General features: G+C 63.7%; 14 protein-coding genes. 13 read left to right on the top strand and 1 reads right to left on the bottom strand.

The genetic code is table 11. The features are described from left to right. From ACYVGE_RS07080 to ACYVGE_RS07040, 9 genes are all read left to right on the top strand, one after another. The coding region (locus ACYVGE_RS07080) for a Rossmann-fold NAD(P)-binding domain-containing protein (RefSeq protein ID WP_460728400.1) at positions 1 to 586 on the top strand (586 nt) is incomplete at its 5' end. A gap of 13 nt (positions 587 to 599) precedes the next feature. Next, positions 600 to 926: an NAD(P) transhydrogenase subunit alpha part 2 gene (locus ACYVGE_RS07075; RefSeq protein WP_460728398.1), complete on the top strand. Its 327-nt coding sequence runs from the start codon at positions 600 to 602 to the stop codon at positions 924 to 926. Beyond that, positions 923 to 2,308, top strand: coding sequence for an NAD(P)(+) transhydrogenase (Re/Si-specific) subunit beta (locus tag ACYVGE_RS07070; protein ID WP_460728396.1), 1,386 nt, complete (start codon positions 923 to 925; stop codon positions 2,306 to 2,308). The genes ACYVGE_RS07075 and ACYVGE_RS07070 overlap by 4 nt, the downstream gene beginning before the upstream one ends. A gap of 166 nt (positions 2,309 to 2,474) precedes the next feature. After that, a complete protein-coding gene (locus tag ACYVGE_RS07065) occupies positions 2,475 to 3,368 on the top strand; it encodes a LysR family transcriptional regulator (protein ID WP_460728394.1) in 894 nt (297 codons plus the stop codon). Between the two features lie 165 nt (positions 3,369 to 3,533). Continuing rightward, positions 3,534 to 4,244: an SDR family NAD(P)-dependent oxidoreductase gene (locus ACYVGE_RS07060; protein WP_460728392.1), complete on the top strand. Its 711-nt coding sequence runs from the start codon at positions 3,534 to 3,536 to the stop codon at positions 4,242 to 4,244. 411 nt (positions 4,245 to 4,655) lie between these two features. Then, positions 4,656 to 5,324 (top strand): DsbA family oxidoreductase, encoded by a 669-nt coding sequence (locus tag ACYVGE_RS07055; protein ID WP_460728442.1) that lies wholly within the window; start codon positions 4,656 to 4,658, stop codon positions 5,322 to 5,324. A 195-nt stretch (positions 5,325 to 5,519) separates the two neighbouring features. Further along, complete coding sequence (locus ACYVGE_RS07050) at positions 5,520 to 6,194, top strand: HvfX family Cu-binding RiPP maturation protein (protein WP_460728390.1); 675 nt, start codon at positions 5,520 to 5,522, stop codon at positions 6,192 to 6,194. Positions 6,195 to 6,310: 116 nt separating this feature from the next. Beyond that, a complete protein-coding gene (locus ACYVGE_RS07045; RefSeq protein ID WP_460728389.1) occupies positions 6,311 to 6,754 on the top strand; it encodes an HvfA family oxazolone/thioamide-modified RiPP metallophore in 444 nt (147 codons plus the stop codon). A 199-nt stretch (positions 6,755 to 6,953) separates the two neighbouring features. Continuing rightward, on the top strand, positions 6,954 to 7,376 hold the full coding sequence (locus ACYVGE_RS07040; RefSeq protein WP_460728386.1) for an organic hydroperoxide resistance protein: 423 nt from the start codon (positions 6,954 to 6,956) through the stop codon (positions 7,374 to 7,376). Between the two features lie 244 nt (positions 7,377 to 7,620). On the opposite strand, the gene ACYVGE_RS07035 is transcribed toward ACYVGE_RS07040, so the two are convergent. After that, positions 7,621 to 8,562: a GlxA family transcriptional regulator gene (locus tag ACYVGE_RS07035; RefSeq protein ID WP_460728384.1), complete on the bottom strand. Its 942-nt coding sequence runs from the start codon at positions 8,560 to 8,562 to the stop codon at positions 7,621 to 7,623. A gap of 180 nt (positions 8,563 to 8,742) precedes the next feature. Between ACYVGE_RS07035 and ACYVGE_RS07030 the strand changes: the two genes are divergently transcribed. The 4 genes from ACYVGE_RS07030 (at position 8,743) to ACYVGE_RS07015 (ending at position 15,420) form a co-directional block, all read left to right on the top strand. After that, a complete protein-coding gene (locus ACYVGE_RS07030; RefSeq protein WP_460728382.1) occupies positions 8,743 to 9,465 on the top strand; it encodes a response regulator transcription factor in 723 nt (240 codons plus the stop codon). 392 nt (positions 9,466 to 9,857) lie between these two features. Then, positions 9,858 to 12,479 carry an ESPR-type extended signal peptide-containing protein gene (locus ACYVGE_RS07025; protein WP_460728380.1) on the top strand — a complete coding sequence of 874 codons (2,622 nt, stop codon included), beginning with the start codon at positions 9,858 to 9,860 and terminating at the stop codon, positions 12,477 to 12,479. Positions 12,480 to 12,665: 186 nt separating this feature from the next. Continuing rightward, positions 12,666 to 14,570, top strand: coding sequence for a S8 family peptidase (locus tag ACYVGE_RS07020; protein WP_460728378.1), 1,905 nt, complete (start codon positions 12,666 to 12,668; stop codon positions 14,568 to 14,570). Between the two features lie 496 nt (positions 14,571 to 15,066). Then, positions 15,067 to 15,420, top strand: coding sequence for a hypothetical protein (locus ACYVGE_RS07015; RefSeq protein WP_460728376.1), 354 nt, complete (start codon positions 15,067 to 15,069; stop codon positions 15,418 to 15,420). Positions 15,421 to 15,470 lie beyond the last annotated feature (50 nt).

The raw sequence follows: 15,470 nt of genomic DNA, 5'->3' as shown, positions 1-15,470 counted from the left end.
TGGGCTCCAGGCCATCGCCACGGCGCGACGCCTGGGCGCGGTGGTGCACGGCTTCGATGTGCGCGAGGCAGCACGCGAGCAGGTCGAAAGCCTGGGCGCTCGCTTCGTGTTTCCAGAAGTGGGGGTCTCCGCCGAAGGCAATGGCGGATACGCCGCAGCGCAGTCGGACGCGCAGCAGGAGCAACTGCGCCGCGCGCTCGCCGCGCAGATTGCCCAGATGCAGCTGGTAATCAGCAGCGCGCAGATCCCCGGAAAGCGCGCTCCGATCCTGATCGACAAACAAACCGTACATGGCATGGCACCGGGCTCGGTGATCGTCGACCTGGCGGCGGAAAGCGGAGGTAACAGCTCCCTGACACGCGCAGACGAAATCGTCGAAGAGAACGGCGTGCGCATCTACGGACCGACAAATCTGCCCAGCCTCATGGCGACCGACGCCAGCCGGCTGTTCAGTGCGAACGTCCGCGCGTTGCTGGAGCACCTGGTCGACGCCGAGGGCCGGCTTCACCTCGATCCCGCCGACAACATCACCAGTGCCCTGGTCGCGGGGCAGGCGGCAACGCCAACTTTCCCCCTTGCCGCTTGATGAGGCTCCCAACATGTCCGAAACGACCTTGATCCAACTATTTGTCTTCCTGCTTGCCGGGTATGTCGGCCTGCAGACCATCAGTCGAATCCCACCTCTACTGCACACACCGCTGATGGCGGCAACCAATGCGATTAGTGGCATATCGCTGGTGGCCTCGCTGGTACTCGCCGGGAGCGGCGATGGCCTCATCGCGGCCATTCTCGGTGCAGTGGCGGTAGCCTGTGCCACCGCCAACATCGTCGGTGGATTCCTGATCACCGACCGCATGCTCGCCATGTTCCGGCGCGCACCTTCCAAAGACGAAGAAGAGGGCGGCGCCAGCGCCGCGGATGTATGAACGAAACCGCTATCCAAATCGCTTATCTGTTGGCCGCCTTCCTGTTCATTGCGGCGCTACGGGCGCTCGGGCGTCCGGACACTGCACGCCGCGGCATGCAGGTTGCGGCGCTGGGAATGCTGGTTGCGGTGGCCGCGACTCTGTTGCATGCCGGTATCGTCAGCTATGGCTGGATCGGTGTCGGGCTGGCGGTGGGCGCACTGGCGGGATACCCCCTTGGCATGTGGGTCCCGATGACGGCGATGCCGCAGCGTATCGCCATGAGCCATGCGCTGGGAGCGCTTGCAGCGACGTTGGTCGGCATTGGCACCTATCGGCACGGCCTGGGCGCCGGCGAACTTGGCCACGGCCACATGCTGGCGCTGGGTTTCGAGGTGCTGCTCGGCGCGCTGACCGTTACCGGCAGTCTGATGGCCTTCGGCAAACTGCAGGGGCTGTTGCCGGGCCGCCCGGTAACATTCCCGCTGCAGAACATGGTCACTGCGGCGCTGTTCATCGCCGCCACAGCCTGCCTGGTTGCGTTGGTGGTAGCGCCGTTTTCGGTACCGCTGTTCGTGACGATGCTGGTGCTCAGCCTGGCCATCGGTGTAGCGGTAGTGCTGCCAATCGGTGGAGCCGACATGCCTGTGGTCGTGTCGCTGCTGAATTCCTACGCAGGCCTGGCAGCCGTCGCGACGGGCTTCGCCTTGGACAACAACATCCTGATCGTGGTCGGCGCGCTCGATGGCACCAGTGGCTTCATTCTGTCGGTGGCGATGAGCAAGGCAATGAATCGCCCGTTCCGGAACGTGCTGTTCGGGGCTTTCGGTGCCCAACCGGAAGGCGGCCAGGCGGCGAGCACCGAAGGCGGTGAGATGTCTCCGATCAATGCGGAGGATGCCGCTCTGCGGATGGCTTACGCCGAACGGGTGGTTGTGGTGCCTGGCTACGGGCTGGCGGTCGCGCAAGCTCAACACCAGGCTCGCGAACTGGGTGACATGATCGAGAAGCGAGGGGGCGATGTGCGCTTTGCCATCCATCCTGTCGCCGGACGCATGCCCGGGCACATGAACGTTCTGCTGGCCGAAGCAGGCGTGCCATATGACAAGCTGGTGGACATGGAGGATATCAACGAGCGCTTTGCCGATACCGATGTCGCCCTGGTGGTCGGCGCGAACGATGTGGTAAACCCTGCGGCCAACAGTGACCCGCAGTCACCCATCTATGGAATGCCAATACTGAAAGTGGCAGAGGCGCGAAGCGTCATCGTGCTCAAGCGAGGGCAGGGCGCTGGTTTCTCCGGCGTGGAAAACGCACTGTTCTACGAGCAAAAGACCTCAATGCTCTTTGGAGATGCCAAGCAGTCCTTGATCGATCTCGGAGTACAGGTCAAGGCCGCGTGACATCGGCGGTCAGCCGGTGGAGATGGGTAGCCCGCGCGCGCCAGATGCCGGGCGGCGCGTTGCGGCGGTCCTCGACGCGGTTGCCCGCGCAGTGGTCAAATCCCCACCGAACCCGCCGGTTCGGCCCCGCTAGAGCATGGTGGCGCATATGGATCGCATCGAGGCCATGAAGATCTTCATCGCCGCGCTGGACGAAGGCAGTCTTGCTGGCGCCAGCCGCAGGACCGGCCGCTCGGCGGCCGCGGTGAGCCGGGCCATCGCCTACATCGAGGCGCACGTCGGCGTGCCGCTGCTGCACCGGACCACACGCTCCATCAAGCTGAGCGAGGCCGGCGAACGTTATGCCGCCGCATGCAGAAGGGTACTCACGGATCTGGAAGAGGCGGACCGGCAGGCCGCTGGCGAGCGGTCGGTGCCACGCGGCACTCTGACCATCACCTCCACCGTATTCGTGGGCACAGAGTTGCTGCGCCCGATCGTTGACGCATTCATGGATGAGTATCAGGCGGTCAGCATGCGGATATACCTGCTGGAACGGCCGGTCAACCTGATCGACGAAGGCATGGACCTGGCGCTGCGCGTCGGCCCGCTGGCCGACTCGACGCTGGTCGCACATCGTATCGGCGAGGCACGGCGCGTGATCGTGGCATCGCCGGGCTATCTGGCGACGCACCCACCCATCAAGGAGCCATCCGACCTGGCTACTCACCAGATCATCACGATGGCGCACCTGGGCATGGACTCGTGGAGCTTTCCGCCTCAGGAAGGATCTTCGGTTCCTCGCGCGGTCTCATTCACGCCACGGCTGGTGGTCAATAACGTGCACGCGGCGAAGGCATCTGCGGTGGAGGGGCACGGCGTGACCCGACTGCTGTCCTACCACGTCGCTTCCGAACTCGAACAGGATGCACTGCGCATCGTCCTAGCCGATGCCGAGCCGGCGCAGTATCCGGTGCACCTGGTCTCGCCCTACGGGCGCCTGTCGGTGCCGAAAGTGCGTGCGTTCGTCGATTTCGCCACGCCGCGCTTGCGTGCGATCTTCGCCAAGCTGAATACGTAGGCGCCAGGCGCGCCCAGCGATTGCACCGCTGGGTGGAAGAATGTCTGCCGAACGACGTGGATTCGCAAACCCCTGTTGCACTCCTAGATTAGTGGCTGTCGGAAGCGCCGACCGTATCGGCGCCCCACCGGCTTTCCCCCCCCCACAATCTTTGAGTAAAACTAAATGAGCGTTTCAAACAAAGTCGCCATCGTCACCGGCGCATCCCAGGGTATCGGCGCCGGCCTCGTCAAGGCGTTCCGCGATCGCGGTTACCGCGTCATCGCCAACTCGCGTTCGATCAAGCCGTCCAACGACCCCGACATCCTGACTGTTGCCGGCGACATCGCCGATCGTGCCGTGGCCGAGCGCATCGTCCGCGAGGGCGTGGCCAAGTTCGGCCGCATCGACACCCTGGTGAACAACGCCGGCGTCTTCACTGCCAAGCCGTTCACCGCTTTCACCGCCGAAGACTACGCTGCCAACATCGGCGTCAACCTGACCGGTTTCTTCAACATCACCCAGGCCGCCGTGGCGGAAATGGAGAAGCAGGGCAGCGGCCACGTCGTCAGCATCACCACCAGCCTGGTCGACCATCCCGTCGACGGCGTGCCGTCGGTGCTGGCGTCGCTGACCAAGGGTGGCCTGAATGCCGCCACCAAGTCGCTGGCCATCGAGTACGCCAAGCGCGGCATCCGCGCGAACGCGGTGTCGCCGGGCGTCATCAAGACGCCGATGCACCCGCCGGAGACCCACGGTTTCCTGGCCGCACTGCACCCGGTGGCCCGCATGGGCGAGATCAACGACATCGTCGATGCCGTGCTCTATCTCGACTCCGCTGGCTTCGTCACCGGCGAGATCCTGCACGTCGACGGCGGCCAGAGCGCCGGTCACTAAGCGCTGGCCAAGTGTGTTCCCGGGGCGTACCGCGCCCCGGGTCCACCGTCTTGATCGGCTCATCATCGATTCGTTCACGTCTCACAACGCCAGGCATCGCCGGCGCTACCGCAGCCACGCGGCGTCTGGCATACGCGAAAACACGAATCACGAGCAAGCAGCCCGCCTGGACGGTCGCGGCCGATGAGCGTCGGCACGACGCCTGCGTCGACGACGCGATGCAATGCACTGGACAGAACCTTCATTGCATTCCGCGGAAGAGTAGCTGCCGAACGACGGGGATTCAGTGCCAGCACGCGGGCACAGACAATGTTCTCAACGAATTACCTGGGTTCCATCGCGACGCACTAGAGCTCGCATGGTGCCCGCCACCCATCATCTGCAAGCAATGAAGGAAACACTTTGAACATCATGCACGACACCAAGTTACCCAACCGCACCTCGCTGCGCCTGCAAGTGGTCGCCGATGTGATCTGCCCGTGGTGCTACATCGGCAAGCGCAGCCTTGATCTGGCGCTGGATCAACTCGCCGCGCAGGGCGTGGACATCGAAATCGAATGGCTCCCCTACCAGCTCAATCCGACCATCCCGGCGGAAGGCATGGACCGCAAGCAGTTCCGCACGATGCGCTTCGGCTGGGAGAACTCGCTGGCCATGGACGCACGCGCCATCGAGGCGGGCCGTCGTTTTGGCGCGGATTTCAATTACCAGATCCAGACGCGCACGCCCAACACGGTGGCGGCTCACGCCCTCGCACGCCTGGCCTATGCCGAAGGCGGCGCGGCCCTGCAGGATCAAGTTGTCGATGCACTGTTCACCGCCTACTTCACCCAGGGCAAGGACATCGGTGAAAACGCAGTACTTGAGCGCATCGCCGAAGAGGCCGGGATGCAGCCGGGTGCCCTGCGCCGATCGCTGTCGATAGAGGACGAGATCCGCACGTTCGACGCGGAAATCAAGGCGCGTGGCCTGAACAGCGTGCCCAGCTACCTCATGGATGGCGAGCTGCTGTTCGCCGGTTCGCAGGACATCCAGGGCTACGTGAAACTCCTTTCGCGTGCGGCGGGCCGCGCAGGCTGATTCGCCGTCGAAACCGATAGGGCCACTCCCGTCAGCGCTTTGTATCGGGATGTATCCACCGCGGCGACGGCCAAACTTCCAGACAAGAACCTGCGTTTCGCGACATGCGCGCGATACCCGGGAAGCCCACAAATAGAACCTTCGAAAACGCAAATTTCACCGCCGGCAACACCGGCCACCTACCCAGAAAACCCTATGTCCATCACCACCCAAAAACCTGCCCAGCCCCTGTTGTCCCGCGTCGACGGTGTGGGCCATTGGCTCGCCCCGCTTGGCCTGCGCATCCTGTTGGCCTGGGAGTTCTTCGAAGCCGGCCGCGAAAAGCTGCACGGTGAGAACTGGTTCGCCGACCTGGGCGACAAGTTTCCGCTGCCGTTCTCGCTGCTCGGTCCCAACGTCAACTGGACGCTGGCCACCTGGATGGAACTCGTCGGCAGCATCGCGCTGCTGGTGGGTCTGGGCACGCGCTACACCGCCGCCGCCCTGTGGGTGCTGACCATCGTGGCGATCTACGCGGTGCATTGGCCGTCCGACTGGTCGAGCCTGTCCGAGCTGTGGCAGGGCTACGCCATCAGCAACGAAGGCTACGGCAACTACAAGCTGCCACTGATCTACCTCGTGATGCTGCTGCCACTGATGCTCAATGGCGGCGGCCGTTTCAGCCTCGATCATCTGATCGGCGCACGCCGCCCGCGGGTCGCTACTGCCACCGCCGATAGCAGGGCTTGGGGCCTGGTGCTGTTCGCCATTGGCCTGACCGTGTCGCTGCTGTTGCCGTGGGCGGGCGGAGCGACGGCCATCGCAGGCATCGTCCTGATGGCATGGCCGCGGCGCCGCACCTTTAACGCGGGACTGCTCGCGTCGGCCTGACCGTCTCGGCGTCGCTCATTCCACCTTCCAACCCGAATTTGCGCCACATCCGCGGCGTAAACCTGCACGGCGGTGCCGTGCAACGCACTACCCCCCCCCCACCTGGAGTAAAAGCAATGTCCCGTATCAACACCCGTAACACCACCATTGGCGCCCTCGGCGTCGCTCTCGCCGGTCTGGTTCTCAGCAGCTCCGCGTTCGCCATGCAGCCGCTGTCGCAGGGTTACATGCTGGCCGCCAGCGACACCGCAGGCAAGGGCACCACCGTCGCCAAGAATGCCGCCAAGCCGGCCGCCACGAAGAAGACTGCCGAAGGCAAGTGCGGCGAAGGCAAGTGTGGCGACGCCTCGTTCGCCAAGAACGACAAGAACCGCGACAACTTCATCGATCGCGCCGAGTTCGAAGTCGCTGCGCCGAACCATGAAACCCTGTTCACGCAGTTCGACGCCAATGGCGATCGCAAGATCTCGGAGAAGGAAGCCTACGACTACCTGAAGCGTACCTACGCCGCCAACGGCAAGAAGATGCCGACCGGCCTGTTCGCTGCGATCCCGAAGTAAGCCACTGTCTGTGGCCATCCGCGCCCCTGTATTTTCACGGGGCGCGCCCTTTCTACCGAGCACAGCCGATCCGCGCCACAGCTCCCCCACCTCCGCCCTTTGGCCTACACGGTGGACCGCGGCCGCGATTGCTGACCATGAAGGATGGCGCGGTGGATTTCCCCACTAACCCATCCCATTACGCAATGGAGTCACGATCATGAATACCTCACTCGAAACCGCTATCTACACTGCACACACTCACGTCACCGGCGGCCGCAACGGCCTTGGCCGATCCAGCGATGGCGAGCTCGACGTCACGCTCAGCAGGCCTGGCTCTGGTGAACCTGGCACCAACCCTGAGCAACTGTTCGGCATCGCTTATTCGGCTTGCTTCATCGGCGCTATCCAACTCGCCGCCACCGCGCGCAAGGTCCAGATGCCCAAGGACGCATCCATCGATACGGAAGTGACCCTGGGCAAGACCGCGGCCGGCGAATACCAACTGGCCGTGAAGTTGAACGTCAACCTGCCGGGCCTTGACGAGGCGCTTAAGCGCGAGCTCGTGGAAGCCGCGCACCAGACCTGCCCGTACTCGCGCATGACGCGAGGCCATGTGGAAGTGGAACTGGCGGTTGCCTAAGTCCGCTTCTGGCCCGATTGCGGACACAGCGTGTGGGAGCCAATCTTCACCGGCGGGAAGACTCCGGGAATGGCGGTGCTCGCCAATGCCACTTCGACAGCCGGGCCGGAAGAGAGGATGACCTCATGGCCGCTCAGCAACACTCCGTGGCCACGATGTGGACTGGAATGGCGGCGTGCTCGTAGGGCAGGTTCCGTTCGAGCAATGGCGCAGGCCGCGCGAATAGACCAGGTACCCCTTGCTTTCAAGTGGCTGCCATTCGAGCATTGCGCCGCATCACTTGCGGCGGCTGTCCAAAGACACGCAGGAAAGCACGGCGCATTCGTTCTTTGTCACCGAAGCCGGTTTTCGCCGCCACTTCGTCGAAAGTGTGCCGGCTCTGGTCGATCATCACCCGTGCCGCCTCTATGCGCAGGCGCTCGACGGCCTTAGCTGGCGATAGCCCGGTTTCGCTGAGAAAAGCGCGGCTGAATTGGCGCGGACTCAAGTGCGCTACTTTGGCCAGTTGCTCTACTGTCAGCGGTGATCGCAGATTGTGCCGAGCATAAGCGAGCGCACGCTGGATGCGGTCTGACGTCGCGTTCATTTCCAGCAGTGTCGAATGCTGCGACTGGCCGCCAGATCTGCGGTGATAGACGACCAGCTTCTGCGCGACCACGCGAGTCAGATCGGATCCAAAGTCCATCTCGATCATGCCGAGGGCCAGGTCGATGCCAGCGCTCATGCCAGCCGAGGTCCAGATCGGGCCATCAACGATGAATATCCGATCTTCCTCGACGCGCGTCATCGGAAACTGCTTTTGCAGAGTACGGGCGTGGGACCAGTGAGTAGTGACGCGTCGGCCGTCCAGCAATCCTGCTTCACCCAAGACGAAGGCCCCCGCGCAGACAGAGGCGATTCGTCTGCTGGAGTCGGACGCGTTACGCACGTGCTTGATCAGCCCAGGGCTGGTCGGTGTCGGATACATGCGGGAAGTGACTATCAGGGTGTCGACCTTGCTCCTGGCGAGCCGGCGCGTGTTGACCGACATCTCAAACGAACTCGACACGCCGCCTCCGTGTTCGGAGAGCGGCTGGATGCCGTAGAGCTGCTCCTTTGCAACGACATTGGCCATTTCAAATGCGGCTGCCGTCGCCAATCCCATGATCTGGAAGCCAGGCGGCAAGGCAAAACCGATCGTGAGCATAGGACTGATATTCGTGGCTGAGAACGATGGTTGTATCGTATTTTGGTCATCGGCAGCAGACAGGTCATAAAGACCACCTTTCGAGACAATCCCATCTCGAGCCTCGATATCGTCCTCCTAATAAGTTGCATCCCTGCGTAGAGTGCGCGGCGCCTGAGTATGCAGAGGGAAATCGGCGTCATGACATCACCGATCGGCGGCGCGGAGCGCATCGTTTTGCTTTCAGACGATGCCTGGTTGCGCGATCAAATCCTGCTGCCTGGGCTGGGCGAGTACGGCTTCGCAATCACGGGGGTCGGTACGGAGGTCGCGTTGTACGAATGCCTGAGGAGGATGGAAGCGCCTGATGCAGTCGTGCTGGATTTCAACATGCGAGGCATCGACGGCTTCGGCGTTAGCCAGACTGTGCGTGCACTGTTGCCGTACGCCGGCATCATCATATTGACCGGCCGCATGGAGATCGCAGATCAGTTGCGAGGACCAAGCCAAGGCGCCGATGTGTATCTAGTAAGGCCAGTTCACCTCGAAATTCTGGCCGCGAACCTGCGCAGCCTCGCGCGCCGAGTGCGAGCCCACGTCCAGGTTGTGCCGGCACGGCGTTGGCGCTTCGATGTCGACGAGTGGTACGTGACCTCGCCAAACGGGCGAATTGTGTCTTTGAGCAAAACCGAGCAACGGGTGATGGACTGCTTGGTGTCCGCGCTCGGTCAATTGGTGACCCGCGAGCAACTGGTCTCAGTACTAGCCGAAGATGCGCGCGACTACGACCTCCACAGAATCGAATCGCTCATCCATCGGCTGCGTCGAAAAATTACTATCAAGTGCGGAGAAATCCTGCCGCTCATAGCGGTGAACGGCAAGGGCTATATCTTGGACGACGCACATCGGGATAACGTCCGATAGCGCAGTGACACCCTGACAGAAAGCGCACTGGACGACTGCGGCCACGCAACCAAGGGGATGCGGAAAAGTCGTGCCGAAAGTGCAATTGCGAACAGGGGGGTTCCAGTGCACGTCGAACGCGGGGTCAAGGAAAAGACGCACGCCTGGTGGCAGGGGTTGATCTGAATGCTGCTGAGCAATCGGTGAGCGAAGCGTGCGTGACAGGCTATGCAACCGCCGCTTAGCTTTGGGTGGCCAGTTGGTAGCGCGGCCCCCCACGCCGATCCCACCGTTGGCCGACAGTTGCCCAGGATCGGGCGGGTCTTCACATCTTTGGCATAGACGATGACGGCAGCTACCGGCCCAAGGCCGATGGCAGGGAATTGTTTTGCCTCATGAAGCAAGAGGGGTTGATGAACAAGCTTTTTTGTCGGGTATGGAGCCACGCGAAACAGACCGTGGTGGTGACTTCGGAACTTGCCACCGGGCAAGGCAAGAAGGCGGGAAGGTCGCAGACACGCCGCACCGCGATCGGTGCGACTGCACTGGCGTGCGGATTGGTTGCTGCACTGCCGCCATCCGCGCATGCACAGGCGCTCACCATCGAGCGCAATGGCGACACCTGTACCGTTCGCAGCTCCAGCGGTGAAGCTGGCGCGCCGATCGATTGCCACGTGTTCGATCAAGCCAATGTCGGCGTCGCCGCGGTAACGACCAGCGGCTACCTCGCCGCCGACGGTGCCGGTGACGGCAGCGACGTGCCGACCGCTTCTGGCAACGGTGCGCTGGCTGCCGGCCGCAACAGCGCGGCCACTGCCGATGGCACCACCGCGGTCGGCTCCGACAGCGCCGCCACCGGCCTGGGTGCGAGTGCATTCGGTGCGTACAGCATGGCCGTGGGCGATACGAGCACAGCGGGTGGCTTCAGCAGCATCGCCAACGGTCTCGACAGCAGCGCCTACGGCGCCAACAGCTACGCCGATGGCGCCTATTCCACCGCCCTCGGCGGCAGCAGCCTGGCATTGGGTACGGCTGCGACCGCCGTAGGCGAGGGCGCCGTCGCGGCTGGCGAGTACAGTACGGCCGGCGGCTACGGCAGTGTCGCTGCGGGCGACTACACGGTCGCGCAGGGCGAAGGCGCACAGGCGCTTGGCAACCTGGCGACCGCCCTGGGCGCGGAAAGCTATGCCAGCGGCCCCGAAGCGGTGAGCATTGGCGCCGGCAGCCTTGCCGCCGATTACGCCACCTCCACCGGCACTTTCAGCCAGGCGAGCGGGCAGGCTTCCAGCGCATACGGTGCCTACGCGGTGGCTGACGGTACCTATGGCGTGGCGCTTGGCACCATGGCGACCTCCCTGAGCTCTAACGGTATCGCTATCGGCCGCGGCTATGTCGGTTCCGCTGCCACTGGCGGCATCGCAATGGGCGGCAATGCTATTTCATTTGGTGTCGAGAGCATCGCCATTGGCGCGTGGAGCCTGAGTAACGGCAACGGCGCGGTAGCGATCGGTGGCACCTACGACTGCCAAGGGTGGTTGTGCATCGAGCAGAACACCTCCGCTGGCGGCGCCAATGCCACCGCGATTGGCTCCGGCGCGAACGGGATCGGCATCGACTCGGTGGCCCTTGGTGGAATCGCGCAGGGAGTGGGCAATGGCTCGGTTGCCATCGGCTCGTTCGCCCGCGCTTGGACCGACAATTCGGTCTCCATCGGCGCCAATTCGTGGGTGCAGGGCAACAACTCGGTCGCCCTGGGCTCCGACTCGCTGGCCCTGCGCGACAACACCGTGTCGGTGGGAAATGAGTGGTTCGGCACCACCCGGCAGATCACGGGCGTGGCCGACGGCACGCAGGCCAACGATGCGGTGAACAAGTCGCAGCTCGATACGGTGAGCACGCGGGTCGACGGACTGGAAACGCAGCTGGGCAACGTGGCCGGCGCGGTGACCAACGCGGCCGTCTACGACGATGCCGGCAAGGGCCAGCTGACCCTGGCCGGCGCCACCGGCACGAAGCTGAGCAACCTCAGCGCCGGCACGAACGCGACGGATGCCGTCAACTTCAGCCAGCTGTCGAAGGTGGCTTCGATCTTCGGCGGCGGCACGACGTTCGATGCCAACGGCATGCTGACTGCGCCGAGCTACACCATCCAGGGTGTCGGCTACGGCAATTTCGGTGCGGCGTTCGGTGCCATCGACAACGCACTGACCGGCCTCCAGACCCAGCTGTCGCAGCTGCAGCCGGGTGGCGGCGCGAGTCTGCCGGTCGGCACGGGCAACGGCTTGGCCATCGGCAACGGCAGCCATGCCAACGACATCGACGACACCGCAGTGGGCAACGGTTCGGCCGTCGGCAGCGCCAACAGCACGGCCGTGGGCAACAACAGCTCGATCGGCGCCGGCGCCAGCAATTCGGTGGCGGTGGGTGCCGATTCCAGCGTGACCGCGAACAACGGCACGGCGATCGGACAGGGGGCCAGCGTTACCGCCGATGGCGCGGTGGCGATCGGTCAGGGTTCGGTGGCGGATCGGGCCAATACAGTCTCGGTCGGCAGCGCGGGCCAGGGGCGCCAGATCGTCAACGTCGCTGCAGGCACCCAGGCCACTGATGCGGTCAACCTCAGCCAGATGCAGGCGGGCGATGTTGCCGCGGTTGCCAGCGCCAAGACCTACACCGACACCACGGCCACCCAGACGCTGCAGAGTGCGAACGCCTACACCGACAGCCGATTCAAAGCGTGGGACGACCAGTTGGCCCAGCTCAACCAGGACGTGTGGAACCGTCTTGGCGAGCAGGACAAGCGCATCGATCGGGAGGGCGCGATGAACGCCGCGATGATGAACATGGCGATCAACGCGGCCGGCAGCCGTACGCCACGCGGTCGTGTCGCGGTGGGCGCTGGCTGGCAGAACGGCGAGAGCGCGTTGTCGGTCGGCTATTCGAAGCAGATCGGCGAGCGCGCGTCCTTCAGCCTGGGCGGCGCCTTCGGTCGCGACGATCAATCCGCAGGTATCGGCTTCGGCTACGACCTGTAACCGCTTGAAGCAACGTCGGGGCAGGGGCTCTTCATCGCTGGTGCGCGTGGTTTTGCCCGCGCGTACCGGCAACCCTGATCGATCGATCCCTTGCCGACGACACGAGCGTCATGGCGAAGGGGCCTGGGCAGGAAACCTTGGTGCTGCCCAGCCCCTTGGCCGTTCCCAAATTTCGTGGAGAGAAAAATGAAACTCAGCACCCGCGTTCTCGGCACCGGCGTACTGGCCGCTGCCATCGTCACCGCGCTGTCCGCGTTCGCCGCGACTTACACCCATCCTGCTTCGATACCGATGACGGCGATCGGGACTGTTGCGACCTCGCGCGTGGCCGCTTCCAGCATGACCACTGCCATGGCGACAGCGTCATCGGCCAAGCCAGGCCGCACGGTCTCGCTCCCGCCCCTGGCAAAGCAGAGCAGCTACAACCGCTTCATCGTCAAGTACAAGACCGGATCCGCTGCGACGCGCAGCAGCGACAACGTGTTGAACGCGGTGAATGCCGCAGCGATGCGTGCTGGCGTCGCCGGCATGGCGCTGCAGAACGATGGCAAGCGTACGGCGCTCAGCCTGAAGTACCTGCGCAAGCTGAGCGTCGGCGCGGACCTGGTCCGCCTCTCGCGCAACCTGAACCAGGCTGAGGCGGACGCCCTGCTGGCCCAACTGCGCGCCGATCCCTCGGTCGAATATGCGCAGCCGGACTACGTCATGCAGGCCCTGTCATTCATGCCCAATGACACCTACTACGGGCTGCAGTGGCACTACAGCGACCCCACCGCCGGCATCCAGGCGCCCGACGCGTGGGACATTTCCACCGGCGCCGGCGTGGTGGTCGCGGTGATCGATACCGGCTATCTCGACCATGCCGATCTCAATGCGAACATCCTGCCTGGCTACGACTTCATCGATGACCTCGCTGTCGCCGGAGATGGCGACGGGCGCGATGCCGATGCGCACGATCCCGGCGACTGGACGGATTACTCCGACAGCTCGTTCCACGGCACCCATGTGGCCGGCACCGTCGCGGCTGTGACGAACAACGCCAAGGGCGTGGCGGGCATCGCCTTCAACGCGAAGGTGCAGCCGGTGCGCGTGCTCGGTCACGGCGGCGGGTACACCTCTGACATCGCCGACGGGATCATCTGGGCCTCCGGTGGCAGCGTGAATGGCGTGCCTGCGAACACCACTCCGGCCGAGGTGATCAACATGAGCCTCGGCGGCGGATGGGTGTGCTCGACCGATCCGGTGATGCAGGGTGCGATCGACAGTGCCAACAGCCGAGGCACGATCGTGGTGGTTGCCGCGGGCAACTCCGATGATGATGTGCAGAACTATTCTCCCGCCGGCTGCAAGGGAGTGGTGGCGGTAGGCGCCAGCGGTATCGACGGTGCCCGCTCGTACTTCTCCAACTTCGGCGGGGGTGTGACGGTGTCGGCGCCGGGCGGCAATGCCACCAGCGGCTCGGACCCGGACGATCGCTGGATCTGGTCGCTCGGCAATACCGGTAGCCAACAGCCTGTGGCCAGTCCGGGCGGCGATGCCATCGTCGGCATGATCGGTACGTCGATGGCCAGCCCGCACGTCGCCGGCGTGGTCGCGCAGATGCAGAGCGCGGCCGTCGCCTCGGGCCATCCGCCGCTCACGATGGTGCAGGTGAAGAACGTGCTGCGCGCCACTGCCACGCCGTGGACGGTCCTGCCGCCTGTCAGCAAGCCGCAGGGACCGGGCATCATCAACGCGGCTGCCGCCGTGTATGCCGCTACCCAGGCCATTCCGCCGACACAGGGCATCCTGCTCGCCAACCGCATTGCGGAAACCGGCCAGACGGGTACGGCAGGCGAGAGCATCCTGTACAAGTTCGTGGTGCCGGCCGGCAAGACCAGCCTGAACCTGCGCACGTACGGCGGCACGGGTGACGTGTCGATCTACATGGCGCGCGCTCGCATCCCGACGACCTCCGACTACGACCTCAAGTCGGTCAAGCCCGGCAATAACGAAGCGGTGTTCGTGACCAAGCCGGCGGCAGGCAATTACTACCTGCTCGTCGTCGGTGAAACGGCCTTCACCGATCTGTCGGTGTTGGGAATGGACTGAGCGATCACCTTGGCGACAATCTGGGTGCCAGATTGATCAAAGAGTCTTAGCCTCGCCAAAGCTTGGCCGCCGTGCCCGGATAGTGACCGTGCACGGCGGTCGCTTATGGCATGCCGAGTCTTGCTTTCCGGTCGACGAGGAAACGGAGATCCTGCCCGCTTTCGAAACGCGGGGGCTGTTGAGCGCACGCCAATTTGGGACGGGACTGTTGTGACACGTAGTACACGACTTAATGTCCGCTATCGACCCAAAGCGGACGCTTGGCACGTCCCGCTTGGTCCGGCTATACACCAGCTTGTTAGCCGGATGTCGCGTCGCTAATCTGCCGCCTGATCAAGGGGTTGCCGGGTCGGTCAGTGCGCTGCCACAGATGTATAACCGGGTCTCGCGGTCCGTCTAATCAGTAGTTAGGCCTACAGTGACAGTCCTCAAGCCAATTGTTGCCCTATTGCTACTCAGCTTGATCGGCTGCGTTAGCGTCAGAGCGCCCGCCCTGATGGGTACTCCTTGGTCTGGGCAGGACGGGACACGCTTATCCGCCCAACTCCGCCATCCATCGACCCAACTACCCACTGGCTGGCTCTGCAAAACCCAACAGAGTGACGCATCCGGTTCTTTCGCCTACCGCAAGCAATCTGGCACATACAACTACTCGGATAGCGGCTATTTTTCTTTAGATCCGCAATGGCAAAAAGACCGCACTTATGTTGGTCTACTCAAGCCAGACAACATCTTCTGTGTTGCCAACCCTGAGCAGCAGAGCAGCGAGGCTGAGGGTGCCGATGCTGGCATGACAACCATCACGTATTGGACGGTCTATGACTACTGTGTTCAGTTGCGTAGCCTGTAGGCCTAACAATTCATTCAAGCCGAAGCCGCTTCGCGGCTCGGCTTAATTCA

This window comes from Lysobacter rhizosphaerae, from assembly GCF_054779795.1.
This window is presented reverse-complemented; position numbering and strand designations above follow the sequence as displayed.